This window comes from Paractinoplanes lichenicola, from assembly GCF_016785085.1.
GTDB classification, from domain to species: Bacteria; Actinomycetota; Actinomycetes; order Mycobacteriales; family Micromonosporaceae; genus Actinoplanes; species Actinoplanes lichenicola.
Genome location: NZ_JAENHO010000003.1, coordinates 352,040 through 366,075 on the forward strand (window position 1 = coordinate 352,040; position 14,036 = coordinate 366,075).

The 14,036-nt window shown below is 69.6% G+C and carries 13 protein-coding genes; 10 read left to right on the top strand and 3 right to left on the bottom strand.

All coding sequences use genetic code 11. The annotated features are described in order from the left end of the window. Positions 1-49: 49 nt before the first annotated feature. The 7 genes from JKJ07_RS10655 (at position 50) to JKJ07_RS10685 (ending at position 8,943) form a co-directional block, all read left to right on the top strand. The gene (locus tag JKJ07_RS10655) at positions 50-1,060 is read left to right on the top strand and encodes a LacI family DNA-binding transcriptional regulator (protein ID WP_202991287.1); all 1,011 of its coding nucleotides are present in this window, start codon (positions 50-52) and stop codon (positions 1,058-1,060) included. Between the two features lie 332 nt (positions 1,061-1,392). Further along, complete coding sequence (gene arfA, locus JKJ07_RS10660) at positions 1,393-2,850, top strand: arabinosylfuranosidase ArfA (RefSeq protein ID WP_202991288.1); 1,458 nt, start codon at positions 1,393-1,395, stop codon at positions 2,848-2,850. Between the two features lie 53 nt (positions 2,851-2,903). Continuing rightward, entirely contained in the window at positions 2,904-4,220 is a 1,317-nt protein-coding gene (locus JKJ07_RS10665; protein WP_202991289.1) for an ABC transporter substrate-binding protein, read from the top strand. Beyond that, positions 4,210-5,157, top strand: coding sequence for a carbohydrate ABC transporter permease (locus tag JKJ07_RS10670; protein ID WP_202991290.1), 948 nt, complete (start codon positions 4,210-4,212; stop codon positions 5,155-5,157). Before JKJ07_RS10665 ends, JKJ07_RS10670 begins: the two co-directional genes overlap by 11 nt. Further along, on the top strand, positions 5,154-5,978 hold the full coding sequence (locus JKJ07_RS10675; RefSeq protein ID WP_202991291.1) for a carbohydrate ABC transporter permease: 825 nt from the start codon (positions 5,154-5,156) through the stop codon (positions 5,976-5,978). Before JKJ07_RS10670 ends, JKJ07_RS10675 begins: the two co-directional genes overlap by 4 nt. Positions 5,979-5,980: 2 nt before the next feature. Further along, the gene (locus JKJ07_RS10680) at positions 5,981-7,672 is read left to right on the top strand and encodes a family 43 glycosylhydrolase (protein ID WP_202991292.1); all 1,692 of its coding nucleotides are present in this window, start codon (positions 5,981-5,983) and stop codon (positions 7,670-7,672) included. Between the two features lie 359 nt (positions 7,673-8,031). Further along, positions 8,032-8,943, top strand: a complete 912-nt coding sequence (locus JKJ07_RS10685; protein ID WP_307834205.1) for a glycoside hydrolase family 43 protein — start codon at positions 8,032-8,034, stop codon at positions 8,941-8,943. On the opposite strand, the gene JKJ07_RS10690 is transcribed toward JKJ07_RS10685, so the two are convergent. The 3 genes from JKJ07_RS10690 to galE are packed head-to-tail and all read right to left on the bottom strand — an operon-like array spanning position 8,940 to position 11,278. Beyond that, the gene (locus JKJ07_RS10690) at positions 8,940-9,146 is read right to left on the bottom strand and encodes a hypothetical protein (RefSeq protein ID WP_202991293.1); all 207 of its coding nucleotides are present in this window, start codon (positions 9,144-9,146) and stop codon (positions 8,940-8,942) included. The genes JKJ07_RS10685 and JKJ07_RS10690 overlap by 4 nt on opposite strands. 30 nt (positions 9,147-9,176) lie before the next feature. Further along, positions 9,177-10,307, bottom strand: a complete 1,131-nt coding sequence (gene galK, locus JKJ07_RS10695; protein ID WP_202991294.1) for a galactokinase — start codon at positions 10,305-10,307, stop codon at positions 9,177-9,179. Further along, positions 10,304-11,278, bottom strand: coding sequence for a UDP-glucose 4-epimerase GalE (galE, locus tag JKJ07_RS10700; protein WP_202991295.1), 975 nt, complete (start codon positions 11,276-11,278; stop codon positions 10,304-10,306). The genes galK and galE overlap by 4 nt, the downstream gene beginning before the upstream one ends. A gap of 244 nt (positions 11,279-11,522) precedes the next feature. Between galE and trpS the strand changes: the two genes are divergently transcribed. From trpS to JKJ07_RS10715, 3 genes are read left to right on the top strand one after another with little or no spacing between them, the layout of a single operon-like run. Continuing rightward, entirely contained in the window at positions 11,523-12,545 is a 1,023-nt protein-coding gene (gene trpS / locus JKJ07_RS10705) for a tryptophan--tRNA ligase (protein WP_202991296.1), read from the top strand. Further along, complete coding sequence (locus JKJ07_RS10710) at positions 12,542-13,090, top strand: 2'-5' RNA ligase family protein (protein WP_438871395.1); 549 nt, start codon at positions 12,542-12,544, stop codon at positions 13,088-13,090. The genes trpS and JKJ07_RS10710 overlap by 4 nt, the downstream gene beginning before the upstream one ends. Before the next feature lie 27 nt (positions 13,091-13,117). Beyond that, positions 13,118-14,029 (top strand): YihY/virulence factor BrkB family protein, encoded by a 912-nt coding sequence (locus JKJ07_RS10715; RefSeq protein WP_202991298.1) that lies wholly within the window; start codon positions 13,118-13,120, stop codon positions 14,027-14,029. Positions 14,030-14,036 lie beyond the last annotated feature (7 nt).

The following is a 14,036-nucleotide window of genomic DNA, read 5'->3' on the forward strand; positions in this document are numbered from 1 at the left end:
CCCGCGGGTGATCGGACTTAAGTACTGCAACGTTGTATAGTCCATCTCCGTGCCGCCGGGCCTCAAGGATGTCGCCGCGCGGGCCGGTGTGTCCATCAAGACGGTCTCCAATGTCGTCAACGGATATGTGCACGTGGCCCCCGCGACCCGTGCCCGCGTGCAGGCCGCCATCGAGGCGCTCGGCTACGTGCCCAACATTGCCGCCCGCCAGCTGCGCAGCGGCCGCTCCGGGGTGATCGCGCTGGCCGTGCCAGAACTGCAGTCGCCCTACTTCGCCGAGATCGCCGGGCTGATCGTGCAGGCCGCCGAGCGCCGCTCGTGGACCGTGCTGATCGACCAGACCGACGGGCAGGCCGAACGCGAACGCAACCTGGTCGCGGGTCTGCGCCGGCACGCCATCGACGGCCTGATCTTCAGCCCGCTGGCCCTGGCCGGCGAGGAGTTGGCGCTGCGCGACGGCACCCCGATGGTGCTGCTCGGCGAGCGCGTATGGCACGGCCCGGCCGACCACGTGGCGATCGACAACACCGCCGCCGCGGCCGACGCCACCCGCCACCTGACCTCGCTCGGCCGCCGCCGGATCGCGGCCATCGGGGTGCAGGAAAGACCCTCGGCCGTCACCGCCCACCAGCGCCTGGCCGGCTATCGGGCCGCGCTGGCCGAGGCCGGGCTGCCCGCCGACCCCGCTCTGGAGATCCCCGCCGACGGGTTCCACCGGGCCGACGGCGCCGCGGCGATGGCCCGGCTGCTCGACGCGGCCGAACCGCCGGACGCCGTGTTCTGCTTCAACGACCTGCTGGCCCTCGGGGCGCTGCGCACGTTGCTGTCGCGCGGGGTTTCGGTGCCGGAGGACATCGCGGTGATCGGCTTCGACGACATTGAGGACGGCCGCTTCTCGACACCTACGCTGAGCACGATCGCGCCGGACGCCCCGCGGATCGCCCAGCTCGCCGTGGATCTGCTGGCCGAGCGCCTGGGTGATGGGCCGGCGGCGGCGGGGGCGCCTCGCGAACTCCGCGTGGACCATCGCCTGATTGTGCGCGAAAGCACCTGTGGATAACCCGTTTTGCCCCTTGCGCCCGGCGTAGCTTGACCCCAACGTCCCTGGGTGGGCGGGGGAGGCGGCGGCTGCTCCAGGCAAGATCGACGATCAATGCGGGCGGGGAGGCGGCGGCCGCTCCGGGCAAGATCGACGATCAATGCGGGCGGGGAGGCGGCGGCCGCTCCGGGCAAGATCGACGATCAATGCGGGCAGGGACGCGGCGGCCGCTTCGGACAAGATCGACGATCAACGTGAGCCGGGGCCGGCGCGAGCGTCACATTTCGGGTGTGTTTCGGGATCCTGACGGTGATCTCTTTACAACGTTGAATCCAACGTTGTAAAAACTCTGCATGGCAGTGGCGCAGCTCACCCTCGACCCCGCGTTCCGGATCGCTCCGGTCGATCCCCGGCTCTTCGGCTCGTTCGTCGAGCACATGGGCCGGTGCGTCTACACCGGAATCTTCGAGCCCGGACACCCCGAAGCCGACGACGACGGCCTGCGGACCGACGTGCTCGACCTCGTCCGCGAGCTCGGCGTCACCACGGTCCGCTACCCCGGCGGCAACTTCGTCTCCAACTACCGCTGGGAGGACGGCGTCGGCCCGCGCGGCGACCGCCCCCGCCGTCTCGACCTGGCCTGGCGCAGCCTCGAGAGCAACGCCTTCGGGCTCAACGAGTTCATGCGCTGGTCGAAGCTGGCCGGCGTCGAGCCGATGATGGCGGTCAACCTGGGCACCCGCGGCGTCGAGGCGGCCGCCGAGCTCGTCGAATACTGCAACCTGGCCGACGGCACGGCCGCCGCCGACCTGCGCCGCAAGCACGGCGTCGCGCAGCCCCACGACGTACGGATGTGGTGTCTGGGCAATGAGATGGACGGGCCGTGGCAGATCGGCAGCTTGACCGCCGACGAGTACGGGCGGCTCGCGGCCCGCGCCGGGCACGCCATGCGCCGGGTCGACCCGAGCATCGAGCTGATCGCCTGTGGCAGCTCCAACTCGGGCATGCCGACGTTCGCGGCGTGGGAGGCCACGGTCCTCGAGCACGCGTACGACCAGGTCGATTACATCTCGCTGCACACCTACTACGACCCCGAGAAGTTCGACGAGGCCAGCTTCCGGGCGTCCGCGGTCGACCTCGACGGGTTCATCGACGACGTGGTGGCCACAGCCGATCACGTACGGGCGAAGAAGCGCCACTCGAAGCGGATCAAACTCTCGCTCGACGAGTGGAACGTCTGGTATCAGTCGCGGTTCACCGAGCCCGAGGACCGCGGGATCGAGGAGACGCCGGCGCTGATCGAGGACGACTACAACGGCACCGACGCCGTGGTCGTCGGCAACCTGCTGATCAGCATGCTGCGGCACGCCGACCGGCTCTCGCTCGGCTGCCAGGCCCAGCTCGTCAACGTGATCGCGCCGATCCGCACCGAGGCCGGCGGCCGGGCCTGGCGGCAGACGATCTTCCACCCGTTCGCGCGGACCGCCCGGCTGGCCCGCGGCACCGTGCTGCGGCCCGCGCTCACCGGTCCGTCGATGAGCACCGGCCGCTTCGGCGACGTGCCTGCCGTCGACGCCGTGGCCACCCACGACGAGCAGACCGGCGAGGTCAGCGTGTTCGTCGTCAACCGCGGCACCGAGCCCGTGCCGCTCTCGCTCGACCTGCGGGCGTTCCCGAAGCACCGCCTCCGCGAGCACGTCTCGCTCACCGCCGACCGGCCCGAGCCGGTTACGCGGCAGCCCACCGAAGAAATCCTTCTCCCTCCCGTCTCCTGGCACGCGTTGTGCCTTGCTCCCGAGGAGTCAATGTGAACAACGTCCAAGCCGCCCCACCCGCCACCCTTAAACGGCCTGAAGGCATTCTCATGCTGACAAGAAGAGGCTTGATAGCCGGCGCCGGCGGCGCCATGTTCCTCGCCGCCTGCAGTGACGGCGGACCCAACGACAAGGTCACCGGCGGCGGCAACAACGCCGCGGCCGCCCCCACCGAATACTCCGGGCCGAACGTGACGCTCGCCTTCTGGAACGGCTTCACCGGCGGCGACGGCCCGTTCATGAAGAAGCTCGTCGAGCAGTTCAACGGCGAGCACCCCAACATCAAGGTGTCGATGAACACCTACGAGTGGGCCGACTACTACCAGAAGACGCCGGCCGCCGTGTCCACCGGCAACGGCCCGGACGTCGGGGTCATGCACGTCGACCACGTGGCCACCAACGCCGCCCGCGGGGTCATCCTGCCGCTGGAGGACCTGGCCAAGGCCCTGAACTTCAAGGCCGAGGACTTCTCGCCGCCGGTCTGGAACGCGGGCGTCTACAACAACACCCGCTACGCGATCCCGCTCGACGTGCACCCGCTCGGCTTCTTCTACAACAAGACGGTGATGGAGAAGGGCGGTCTCGACCCGGAGAAGCCGCCCACCACCAACGACGAATATCAGGCGGCGCTGGAGCAGATGAAGTCGAAGGGGATCCAGGGCGACTGGGTCACCCCGTTCGAGTTCACCGGCAGCATGCAGTTCCAGTCGCTGCTGTGGCAGTTCGGCGGGCAGCTCTTCGACGACGGCGCGACCAAGGCGCTGTTCGGCGAGCAGGCCGGCGTGCAGGCGCTGACCTGGATGACCGACCACATCAAGAACGGCTACAGCCCCAAGAACGTGGCCCAGGACGCCGACATCCTGGCCCTGCGCAACGGCAAGAATGCCTTCAACTGGAACGGCATCTGGACCATCAACACGCTCAAGGAGGACAAGAACCTCGAGTGGGGCGTGGCGCCGCTGCCGCAGATCGGCACCCAGAAGGCGGCGTGGGCCGGCTCGCACCAGTTCGTCCAGTTCAAGCAGAAGACCAAGGACGACAACAAGCTGACCGCGGGCAAGGTCTTCATCAACTGGATCAGCCAGCACTCGATCGAGTGGGCCCGGGGCGGTCAGGTGCCGGCCCGCGCCGAGATCCGGGACAGCGCCGACTTCAAGGCGCTGCCGGAGCAGTCGGCCATCGGCACGCAGATCGACTATCTGCACTTCCTGCCGCCGAAGCCGGGCATTGCCGACGCGATGGCCACCGTCGTCACGTCGATCAACGAGGCCGTGCTGGGGCGCAAGGATCCGGCCAAGGCGCTGGCGGACGGCGCGGCCAAGGCCAACCAGATTCTGGAACAGAACGCCAAGAAGTATGGCAGCTGAGACTTTCGTACGAAGCGAAGCGCCGGCCACTTCGGAGGCCGGCGCGACCAAAGTACGCCGTTACGGGACGCTCACCCCCTACCTGTTCCTCCTCCCGTATTTCGTCGTCTTCGCCACCTTCGTGCTGGCGCCGGCGGCGTACGGCCTGTGGATCAGCCTGCACGACTGGGACTATCTGCTGCCCGGCAAGCCGTTCGTGGGGCTCGACAACTATCAGGCGCTGTTCGACTCCGACTCCGCGGTCTTCAGCTTCTTCTGGGAGAGCATGTCGGCCACGGGCATCTTCACGGTGCTCAGCGTGCCGCTGCTGCTGACCGTGCCGCTGGCCCTGGCGCTGCTGCTCAACCGCAACTTCCGAGGCCGTACGTTCTTCCGGGCCGTGTATTTCGCCCCGTACGTGCTCGGGGTGGCCGTGATCGGCGTGCTCTGGCGCTTTCTGCTCGACCCGAATCTGGGTGTGGTCAACGCGGTGCTGGGCGCGATCGGGCTGCCGGGGAGCACACCGTGGACGACGGCGCTGCCCTGGGGCTGGGTCACGCTCGTCGGCGTGACGGTGTGGTGGACGCTCGGCTTCAACGCCGTGATCTATCTCGCCGGGCTGCAGGACATCCCGCGCGAGCTGTACGAGGCGGCGCGGATCGACGGGGCCGGCCGGTGGTCCGAGTTCCGCCATGTCACGCTGCCCGGCCTGCGTCCGGTGCTGCTGTTCGTCACGGTCAACACGATCCTGGTCTCGGCCAACATGTTCGGCCAGTCCTATCTGATCACGCAGGGGGCGCCGGGCACCGAGACCCGTACGGCGATCATGTACATCGCCACGGTCGGCCTGAACGAGTTCAAGATGGGCTCCGCCGCCGCGATGAGCTACCTGCTCACCGCGTGCCTCCTGGTGATCAGCCTGCTGGTGTTCCGGCTGTTCAGGGAGAAGGACGCATGAGACGAGTCAAGCCCGTCGCCTGGTACACCGTCCTGATCGGACTGAGCCTGGTCTTCATCGCGCCCCTGGTCTGGATGCTGCTCACCGCGTTCAAGACGCCCAGCGAGGCCACCCGGGTGCCACCCACCGTCCTCCCCGAGGAGCCCACCGCGGGCGCCTTCGACGTCCTGCTGGGCAACTCGCAGACGCCGGTGCTGCGCTGGTTCCTCAACAGCGTGCTGGCCGCCACCGGGCAGGCCGTGCTGGTGCTGGCGGTCGCCTCGATGGCCGCGTACGCCCTGGCCCGGCTCGACTTCCGGGGCAAGCGGCTGATCTTCGGCATGGTCATCGCGACCCTGTTCATCCCGGGCTTCGTGCTGATCATCCCGAACTTCCTGATCGTCGACCGGCTCGGCATGCTCGACACCCTGTGGGCCCTGATCATCCCCGGGGCGGCCGGCGCGTTCGGCGTCTTCTTCCTGCGGCAGTTCTTCCTCAGCCTGCCCCGCGAGCTGGAGGAGGCGGCCGTGCTCGAGGGGGCCAACCAGTGGCAGATCTTCACCCGGGTGGTGCTGCCCCTGTCCAAGCCCGCCCTGGCCACGCTGGCCGTGATCAGCTTCCTGACCAACTGGAACGACTTCCTGTGGCCGGTCTACGTGCTGTTCAGCCCCGAGCAATACACGCTGCCGCCTGGTCTGGGGATCCTGCAGGGCGCCTACACGATCAACTATCCCGTGATCATGGCGGGCGCGCTGGTCGCCAGCATCCCCGTGCTGCTGCTGTTCGTGGTGGCGCAGCGCTACGTGATCGAGGGAGTCTCCCGTTCCGGCCTGAAAGGATGATCATGCGACGCCTGACGGCCGCGCTCGCCGCGGTGATCACACTGCTGACCCTGACGGCCGGCGCCCGAGTTCCCGTGCCCGCCTCGGCGTCGTTCGCGGACACCTTCGCCGACCCGGTGATCGTGCGCGGCGACGACGGCTTCTACTACGGTTTCGGCACGTCCGACCCCCTGCGCGAGGGCGAGAAGGTCACGCATCGCATCCCCATCGCGCGCTCGCCCGACCTGAAGCGCTGGACCTACGTCGGCGACGCGTTCAACACCCTTCCCCCGTACGCGACCACGGGCGCCTCGCTGTGGGCACCGGACGTTCGTAAGATCACCGGCCGCTGGGTCATGTACGTGACCGTCACCGAGACGACGAGCGGAACGGGCGCGTCGGCGATCGGCGTGGCCACCGCGCCCCGGCCGACCGGCCCGTGGACGTTCGCCCCCGAGCCGGCTGTGCCACCCCGCGCGGCCCCCGGCGGCGGCTGGTGGTGGACCTTCGACCCGGCCCAGCTGACCACCCCCGACGGCCGGAAATACCTCTACTACGGCAGCTACTTCGGCGGCGTCTGGGTCAGCGAGCTCACCCCCGACGGCCTGCGGATCACCGGCACCCCGACCCGCGTCGCGATCGACAACAAGTTCGAGGGCGCGTACGTCGTCCGCCGCAACGGCTTCTACTACCTGTTCGCCTCGTCGGCCAACTGCTGCGCGGGTCCGACCACCGGATACTCCGTCTCGGTGGGCCGGTCCAAGAGTCCGCTGGGCCCGTTCACCGACCGCGACGGGCTGCGGCTCGACGCCTCGCGGGCCGGCGGCACCCCGGTGATCGCGCCGAACGGCAACCGCTGGGTCGGCACCGGCCACAACGGACTGATCACCGATCGGCACGGCCAGGACTGGTTCGTCTACCACGCGATCGACCGCAACGATCCGTTCCTCGACGAGCCGTACGGCATCAACGAGCGCCCGATGCTGATCGACCGGCTCGACTGGATCGGCGGCTGGCCGGCGGTGAACGGCGGCGCCGGGGCCTCCGACGGACGGGACACCCCGCCGGCCCGCGTCCCTGCCCCGGGCAAGCCGATCTTCGCGGAGGAGTTCGGCGATCGGAACGACGGCGAGTCGGGTGGCCTGACGGCGGGCTGGAGCTGGGTGCGGCAAGATCCGGCGGCGACCGTCAGCGGGGGACAGCTGCGCTGGCCGGTGCAGGGCGCCGATCTCACCGGCACGGGCAACGACGCGGGTGTGCTGCTGCGCGAGCCGCCGAAGGGCAGCTGGATCGCCGAGACCAAGCTGACCCTGCCGCTGGGCGAGGACACCGTGCGCAACTACCAGCAGGCCGGTCTGATCGCGTACGCCGATGACGACCTCTTCGCGCGGCTGAGCGCGGTGGCGATCTGGAACACGCGTCAGGTCGAGTTCGGCAAGGAGATGCCGTACGCGGAAAAGTTGTCGTACGGCGGCACTATCGTGGGCGCACCGGGAGAGACAGTGACGTGGTTGCGGTTGGCCCATCGAGCGGATCCGGCCAACGGCGAACACGAGTATCGGGCAGGGATCAGCCGCGACGGCAAGCGCTGGACCTGGGGTGGAGTGTGGACGCTGCCCGCCGACAGCTCGCCTCGGGTCGGCTTGATCGCTCACGGCGGCGCGGAGCCGGCGGTCACCGCGTCGTTCGACTACGTCCGGTTCTACCGATGGTGAGGCCCGATCATGAGGGGCCACGAGAGGTAGCGCCGGCTCGATGGGGGAGTGCCGCGCCGCGGCAAACGGTGGCGGGGCAGGAGCGGGCCGCGCCGCGGAAAGTAGTGGCGCGGCGGGGATGGGCTGCGCCGCGGAAAGTGGTGGCGGGGCGGGGATGGGCTACGCCGTGGAAAACGGTGGCGGGGCAGGAGTGGGCTGCGCTGCGGAAAACGGTGGCGGGGCGGGGATGGGCTGCCGGGTGGGTGCTGCTGGCTGGGGTGCTGCTGGTGAGCGGCTGCTCGAGCGGTAGTTCGTCCGGCAGCCCGGCAGCCACCCCGCACTCCGCCGACAAATCGGAAATGTCGGAAGCGAGGCAGGGCGTGACGTTCACCAATCCGGTGCACAGCGACAACTTCCCCGATCCGGGGGCGCTGCGGGTCGGCGAGACCTGGTACGCGTACGGGACCAATGGCCCCGCTGGGAATGTGCCAGTGCTGACCTCGCCCGACCTCGTGACCTGGACACCCGTGGCCGATGCGCTGCCGCAGATCGGCAAGTGGGCCACCGCGGGCAACACCTGGGCGCCCGAGGTGATTGAGGGCCCGGGCGGCACCTACCTGCTCTACTACACGGCCCGGTCGACCAAGACGAACGTGCAGTGCATCGGCGTCGCCGAGGCCGACAAGCCCGGCGGTCCGTTCGTGGATCAAAGCGACGAGCCGCTCGTCTGCCAGGCGAAGGAGGGCGGCTCGATCGACGCCAGTCCGTTCACCGACGAGAACGGCGACCGCTGGCTCTACTGGAAGAACGACGGCAACGCGATCGGGCAGCCCACCTATCTCTACGGCGCCCGGCTGTCCGCGGACGGCCTGAAGATCAGCGGCGAGTCCAAGCGGCTGCTGGTCAACGACGCTGGGTGGGAGGCGCACGTCATCGAGGCGCCGCAGATGGCGCGGCACGACGGCAAGCTCTACCTGTTCTATTCGGCCAACGCGTTCGACAAGGAGGAGTACGCGCTGGGCTACGCCACCTGCGAGGGCCCGCTCGGCCCGTGCGTCAAGGCGGCGGAGAATCCGATCCTGCACACCTCACCGGCCGCGGCCGGGCCCGGTCACGGGTTTCTGGTGACCACGCCGGGCGGCGAGTCGTGGCTGCTCTATCACGCGTGGCCGCCGAGCGCGGTCGGCAGCGTCGCACCCGGCCGGCAGCTCTGGCTCGACCGGGTGGACTGGGTCGACGGCCGTCCCGTGGTGAAGGGCCCGACCGTCGAGGAGCAGCCGGCGCCGAACTAGGACTTGTCCTCGTCGCGCTCGGTGGCCTCCTCGATGGCCCCGGTGATCGCGCCGGTGAGGTCGCCCGCGGGCACGGCGATGTCCTCGCCGAAGCCCTCCTCGGTGCCCCGCTCGGGCTCGGGCGCGGTGGCCCCGCCGGCGAAACCGAACTCGTTGGGCTCGTCGTGCTCTTTGTCCTGCTCGTTGTCCTGGGAAGTCGTCATGCCCCACCGGTTACCCGGTGGGGCGGCGACCTAAAGCTTCGTGGCGCCCGGCCCCGCTGTGACGGTCCACGCGGTCGGGGCGGTGAAACCCGCTTCCGCGTACGCCTGTTCGACCGCCGCCGTGACCAGGTCGGCCTTGTCCGCGTCGAGCAGGGTCAGCACGCAGCCGCCGAAGCCGCCCCCGGTCATCCGCGCGCCGTACGCACCTTCGGCGAGGGCCGTCTCGACGGCCAGGTCGACCTGGGGCACCGTGATCTCGAAGTCGTCCCGCATCGAGGCGTGCGAGGCGGTCAGCAGCGGGCCGATCTCGCGCACCTGACCCGCCTTGAGCAGCCGCACCGTCTCGAGCACCCGGTCGTCCTCGGTGACGATGTGCCGCACGCGGCGGCGCATGACCTCGTCGTCCAGGCGGGCCAGGGCGTCGTCGAGCTCAGCCCCGGTGACGTCGCGCAGCGCGGGCACGCCCAGCAGGCGGGCGGCCTCCTCGCACGACTTGCGGCGGGCGCCGTACTCCCCGTCGACGTGCTGGTGCGGGGCATTGCTGTTGACGACCAGGATGGCCAGACCCTCGGCGGCCAGGTCGAACGGGATCTGCTCGACCTCGTAGGACCGGCAGTCGAGGAACAGCGCGTGGCCCTCGCGGCAGCGGATCGATGCTGACTGGTCGAGGATGCCGGTGGGCGCGCCGACGTAGACGTTCTCGGCCCGCTGGGCGATCGCCGGGCGCCGCTCGAGCGGCACGTCGAGCCCGCCCAGGTCGATCAGCGCGGTCAGCACCGACGACTCGAGCGCGGCCGACGACGACAGGCCGGAGCCCAGCGGCACGTCGGAGTCGACGGCGATCCGCGCGCCGGGCACGTCGTGGCCCGCGTCGCGCAGGGCCCAGACGACGCCGGCGACATAGGCCGCCCAGCCGGTCACCTCGCCCGGCTCGGTGTGGCCGAAACTGATCGCCTCGTCCTGGAACGTCGAGCACACCGTCCACTCCCCGGCGGGGGCCGGGCCGACCGCGGCCACCGTGCGCTGCGGCAGCGCGAAGGGCAGCACGAAGCCGTCGTTGTAGTCGGTGTGCTCGCCGATCAGGTTGACCCGGCCGGGCGCGGCCCAGAGCCCGCTCGGCTCGGTGCCGTATTCCTTGCGGAACGCGTCGCGGGCGTTCATGCGACGTGCGAGCGGTAGAAGGACCAGGCGTCGCCGATCATGGCCTGGAGCGTGTTCTTCTCGGGCACCCAGCCCAGCTCCTCGCGGGCCCGGGCCGACGACGCGACCAGCGTGGCCGGGTCGCCCTCGCGGCGCGGCGCCAGCTCGACCGGCAGGTCGACGCCGGTGACCTCGCGGGCCACCTCGACGACCTGCTTGTTGGAGAAGCCGTTGCCGTTGCCGAGGTTGTAGATGCGGTGCTCGCCGGCCGTGGCCGCGTCGAGCGCGAGCAGGTGGGCCCGGGCCAGATCCTGCACGTGGATGTAGTCGCGCACGCAGGTGCCGTCGGCGGTGGGGTAGTCGTCGCCGAAGATCTGCAGCTTCTCGCGCTTGCCCGCGGCGACCTGCAGGGTGATCGGGATGAGGTGGGTCTCGGGATCGTGCCGCTCGCCGATCTCGTGCCCGCCGGAGATGTAGGCTCCCGCGACGTTGAAGTAGCGCAGCGAGACGGCGGCCAGGTTGTGCGCGAACGCCTCGGAGGTGAGCGCGTGGTCGAAGGTCAGCTTGGTGGCGCCGTACGTGTTGGTCGGCGCCTTGACCGCGTTCTCGGTGATCGGCAGCTCGACCGGGTTGCCGTAGACGGCGGCGGTGGAGGAGAAGATGAACCGCGGGACCCCGGCGGCGCGCACCGCGTCGAGCAGGGCGAGCGACTTCACCACGTTGTCGTGCCAATACAGCTCGGGCTTGACCATCGACTCGCCGGCCGCGATCAGCCCGGCGAAGTGCAGCACCGCGTCGAACCCGGAGCCGGGGGTGAGCACCTGGGCGGCGTCGGCGATGTCGGCCTCGACGAAGGTGGCCTCGGGCGCGACCGCGGCCCGGAAGCCGGTGACCAGGTTGTCGAGGACGGTGACCTCGTGGCCGGCGTCCAGCAGGAGTCGGCTGGTGACGCTGCCGACGTAGCCGGCGCCCCCGGTGACGAGCAGTTTCACGGCGCGCTACCCCTTCGCAGAGTGTTCCTCCGGCAAGCGTAGGCAGTCGCCGGACTACTCAAATACTTCCATCAACTTCGCTCATAAGTCAACACTTTCAAACATCCGACGTGGGCGGCGGCCGCGGTGGCGGGCGGGCGGCGGGCGCGGTGGCAAGTGGGCGGCGGGCGAGTGGCGGGCACGGTGGCGGGTGGGTGCCACGCCGGTTCGCTGAGCGCTGCACCGGACTGTCACAATGGTCGGCATGTCCGATGTCGCCCGCCGTCCACGCGTGCTTTCCGGCATTCAGCCGACTGCCGACTCGTTCCACCTCGGCAACTATCTCGGCGCCGTGCGCAACTGGGTGGCGCTGCAGGAGACCCACGACGCGTATTACTGCGTGGTCGACCTGCACGCGATCACCATGGGGCACGACCCGGAGGCGCTGCGCCAGCGCACCCGCATCTCGGCCGCCCAGCTGCTGGCCCTCGGCCTCGACCCCGAGCGCTGCACGCTGTTCGTCCAGTCCCACGTGCCCGAGCACGCGCAGCTCGGCTGGGTGCTCAGCTGCATCACCGGCTTCGGCGAGGCCGGCCGCATGGTGCAGTTCAAGGACAAGTCGGCCAAGGCCGCCGACACGACGACGGTGGGCCTGTTCACCTACCCGATCCTGCAGGCCGCCGACATCCTGCTCTACCAGGCCGACCAGGTGCCCGTCGGCGAGGATCAGCGGCAGCATCTCGAGCTGACCCGCGACCTCGCGCAGCGGTTCAACACCCGCTTCGGGCGCACGTTCACGGTCCCGTCGCCGTTCATCCTGAAGGACACTGCCAAGATCACGGATCTGCAGGACCCGACGGCCAAGATGTCGAAGTCGGCCTCCTCGCCCAACGGCATCATCGAGCTGCTGGAAGACCCGGCCCGCTCGGCCAAAAAGATCAAGTCGGCGGTCACCGACACCGGCCGCGAGATCCTCTACGACGAGGAGAACAAGCCCGGCGTCAGCAACCTGCTCACGATCTATGCCGCGCTCACCATGCGGACCATAGACGAGCTGCTCGAGCAGTACGAGGGCCGCGGCTACGGCGACCTCAAGAAGGACCTGGCCGAGATCGTGGCCGATTTCGTCAAGCCGGTGCAGGAGCGCACCCGGGCCTACCTGGAGGATCCGGGCCACCTCGACAAGGTGCTCGCGATCGGCGCCGAGAAGGCCCGCGCGGTCGCCTCGGTCACCCTCGGCGAGGCGTATCAGCACATCGGCTTCCTCAGCCCGACCCGCGGAGCCTGACTCCCTTGTCCGACCCCTCCACCACCCGCATAGGCGTCGCGATCGACATCCCCGAGCCCTGGGGTGAGCTGCTGACCCGGCGCCGCGCCGAGGCCGGCGATCCCCAGGCGGCCTACACCCCGGCCCACGTGACGCTGCTCGGCCCGACCGAGGTGCGCACCGACGCCATGCCCCGCATCGAGAAGCACCTCGAGGCGGTGGCCGCGGCCCAGGTGCCGTTCACCATCCACCTGCGCGGCACGGGCACGTTCCGGCCGGTCACCGAGGTGGTCTTCGTGACCCTGGCCGTCGGGATCAGCGAGTGCGAGCTGCTGGCCGAGGCGATCGTCAGCACCGACGACGTCAACCGGGGCACCCGGTTCCCCTATCACCCGCATGTGACGGTGGCTCAGGACGTGCCGTCCGAGGCGCTGGACGCGGTCTTCGACGACCTGGCCGGCTTCTCGGCGAAGTTCCACGTCCCGGCGTTCACGCTGTTCTCGCACGGCGGCGAGGGCCCCTGGCGCCGCCGCCGGGATTACACGCTGGGTGCTCCGGTCAACTGACGACGTGACGTCGGTTACGGTCGGCGCGTGAATCCGATCGATCGGGCGTACGACGCGGCCGAGGCCCGCATCATGTGGCTCCGGCACCGGTCCCGCTATTTCGATCACCTCAGCCGGGCCGTCGTGCGCTACATCGACGTGCAGGGTGGGCGGCTGGCCGCGGCGATCGCCTACTACGGGTTCTTCGCGGTGTTCGCGCTGCTGCTGATCGGCTATTCGATCTTCGGCATCCTGCTCAACAACAACGAGGACCTGTTCGACATCGTCCGCGACTTCCTCCGCGAGAACCTCCCCTTCCTCGACATCGGGGCGATCCTGGACAGCGGCCGGACGGTCGGCATCGTCGGCATCGTCGGCCTGACCTTCACCGGCATCGCCTGGGTGGAGGCGATCCGCTCGTCGCAGCGGCTGATCTGGCGGCTCAACGAGCAGCCGGGCTACATCGGCGTGCGGCAGGTGCTCGACCTGATGGTGCTGCTGGGTGTCCTCACGCTGCTGGCGCTCACCCAGCTCGCCGTCTACGGCCTCGAGCTGCTGCTCGACTGGATGGCCGACGGCATCGTCCAGACCGTTGTCGAATACGGGCTCCGAATCGCGGTCAACATGCTGCTGGCGGCGGCGCTGCTGGCCGCGGTGCCGAGGCTGCGCATGACCGTGCGGCGGATGGCCCCACCGGTGCTTCAGGTTGGCATCGGGCTGATGCTGCTCAACACGGTGGGCAAATCCTTCGTCGATCTGGTGCAGCGCAATCCGGCCTACGGCCTGGTCGGCTCGGCCGTCGGCGTGCTGGTCTACCTGTACGTCTTCAACCAGTTGCTGCTGTTCGGAGCGGCCTGGGCGGCGACCAGCCCGCACGGCCGGGTCATCGATCTGTCAGCTGACGATAAAAGTGCTCCCGTGGGGCAAAACACCTGGATTCGGCACACCAGCCCGGAATGATGGCCCC

Bases quoted from the DNA above. Each gene is read 5' to 3' on its own strand.
- arfA (WP_202991288.1), top strand. From the start codon at position 1,393: ATGGCAGTGGCGCAGCTCACCCTCGACCCCGCGTTCCGGATCGCTCCG.
- JKJ07_RS10665 (WP_202991289.1), top strand. From the start codon at position 2,904: ATGCTGACAAGAAGAGGCTTGATAGCCGGCGCCGGCGGCGCCATGTTC.
- JKJ07_RS10670 (WP_202991290.1), top strand. From the start codon at position 4,210: ATGGCAGCTGAGACTTTCGTACGAAGCGAAGCGCCGGCCACTTCGGAG.
- JKJ07_RS10675 (WP_202991291.1), top strand. From the start codon at position 5,154: ATGAGACGAGTCAAGCCCGTCGCCTGGTACACCGTCCTGATCGGACTG.
- JKJ07_RS10680 (WP_202991292.1), top strand. From the start codon at position 5,981: ATGCGACGCCTGACGGCCGCGCTCGCCGCGGTGATCACACTGCTGACC.
- JKJ07_RS10690 (WP_202991293.1), bottom strand. From the start codon at position 9,146: ATGACGACTTCCCAGGACAACGAGCAGGACAAAGAGCACGACGAGCCC.
- galK (WP_202991294.1), bottom strand. From the start codon at position 10,307: ATGAACGCCCGCGACGCGTTCCGCAAGGAATACGGCACCGAGCCGAGC.
- trpS (WP_202991296.1), top strand. From the start codon at position 11,523: ATGTCCGATGTCGCCCGCCGTCCACGCGTGCTTTCCGGCATTCAGCCG.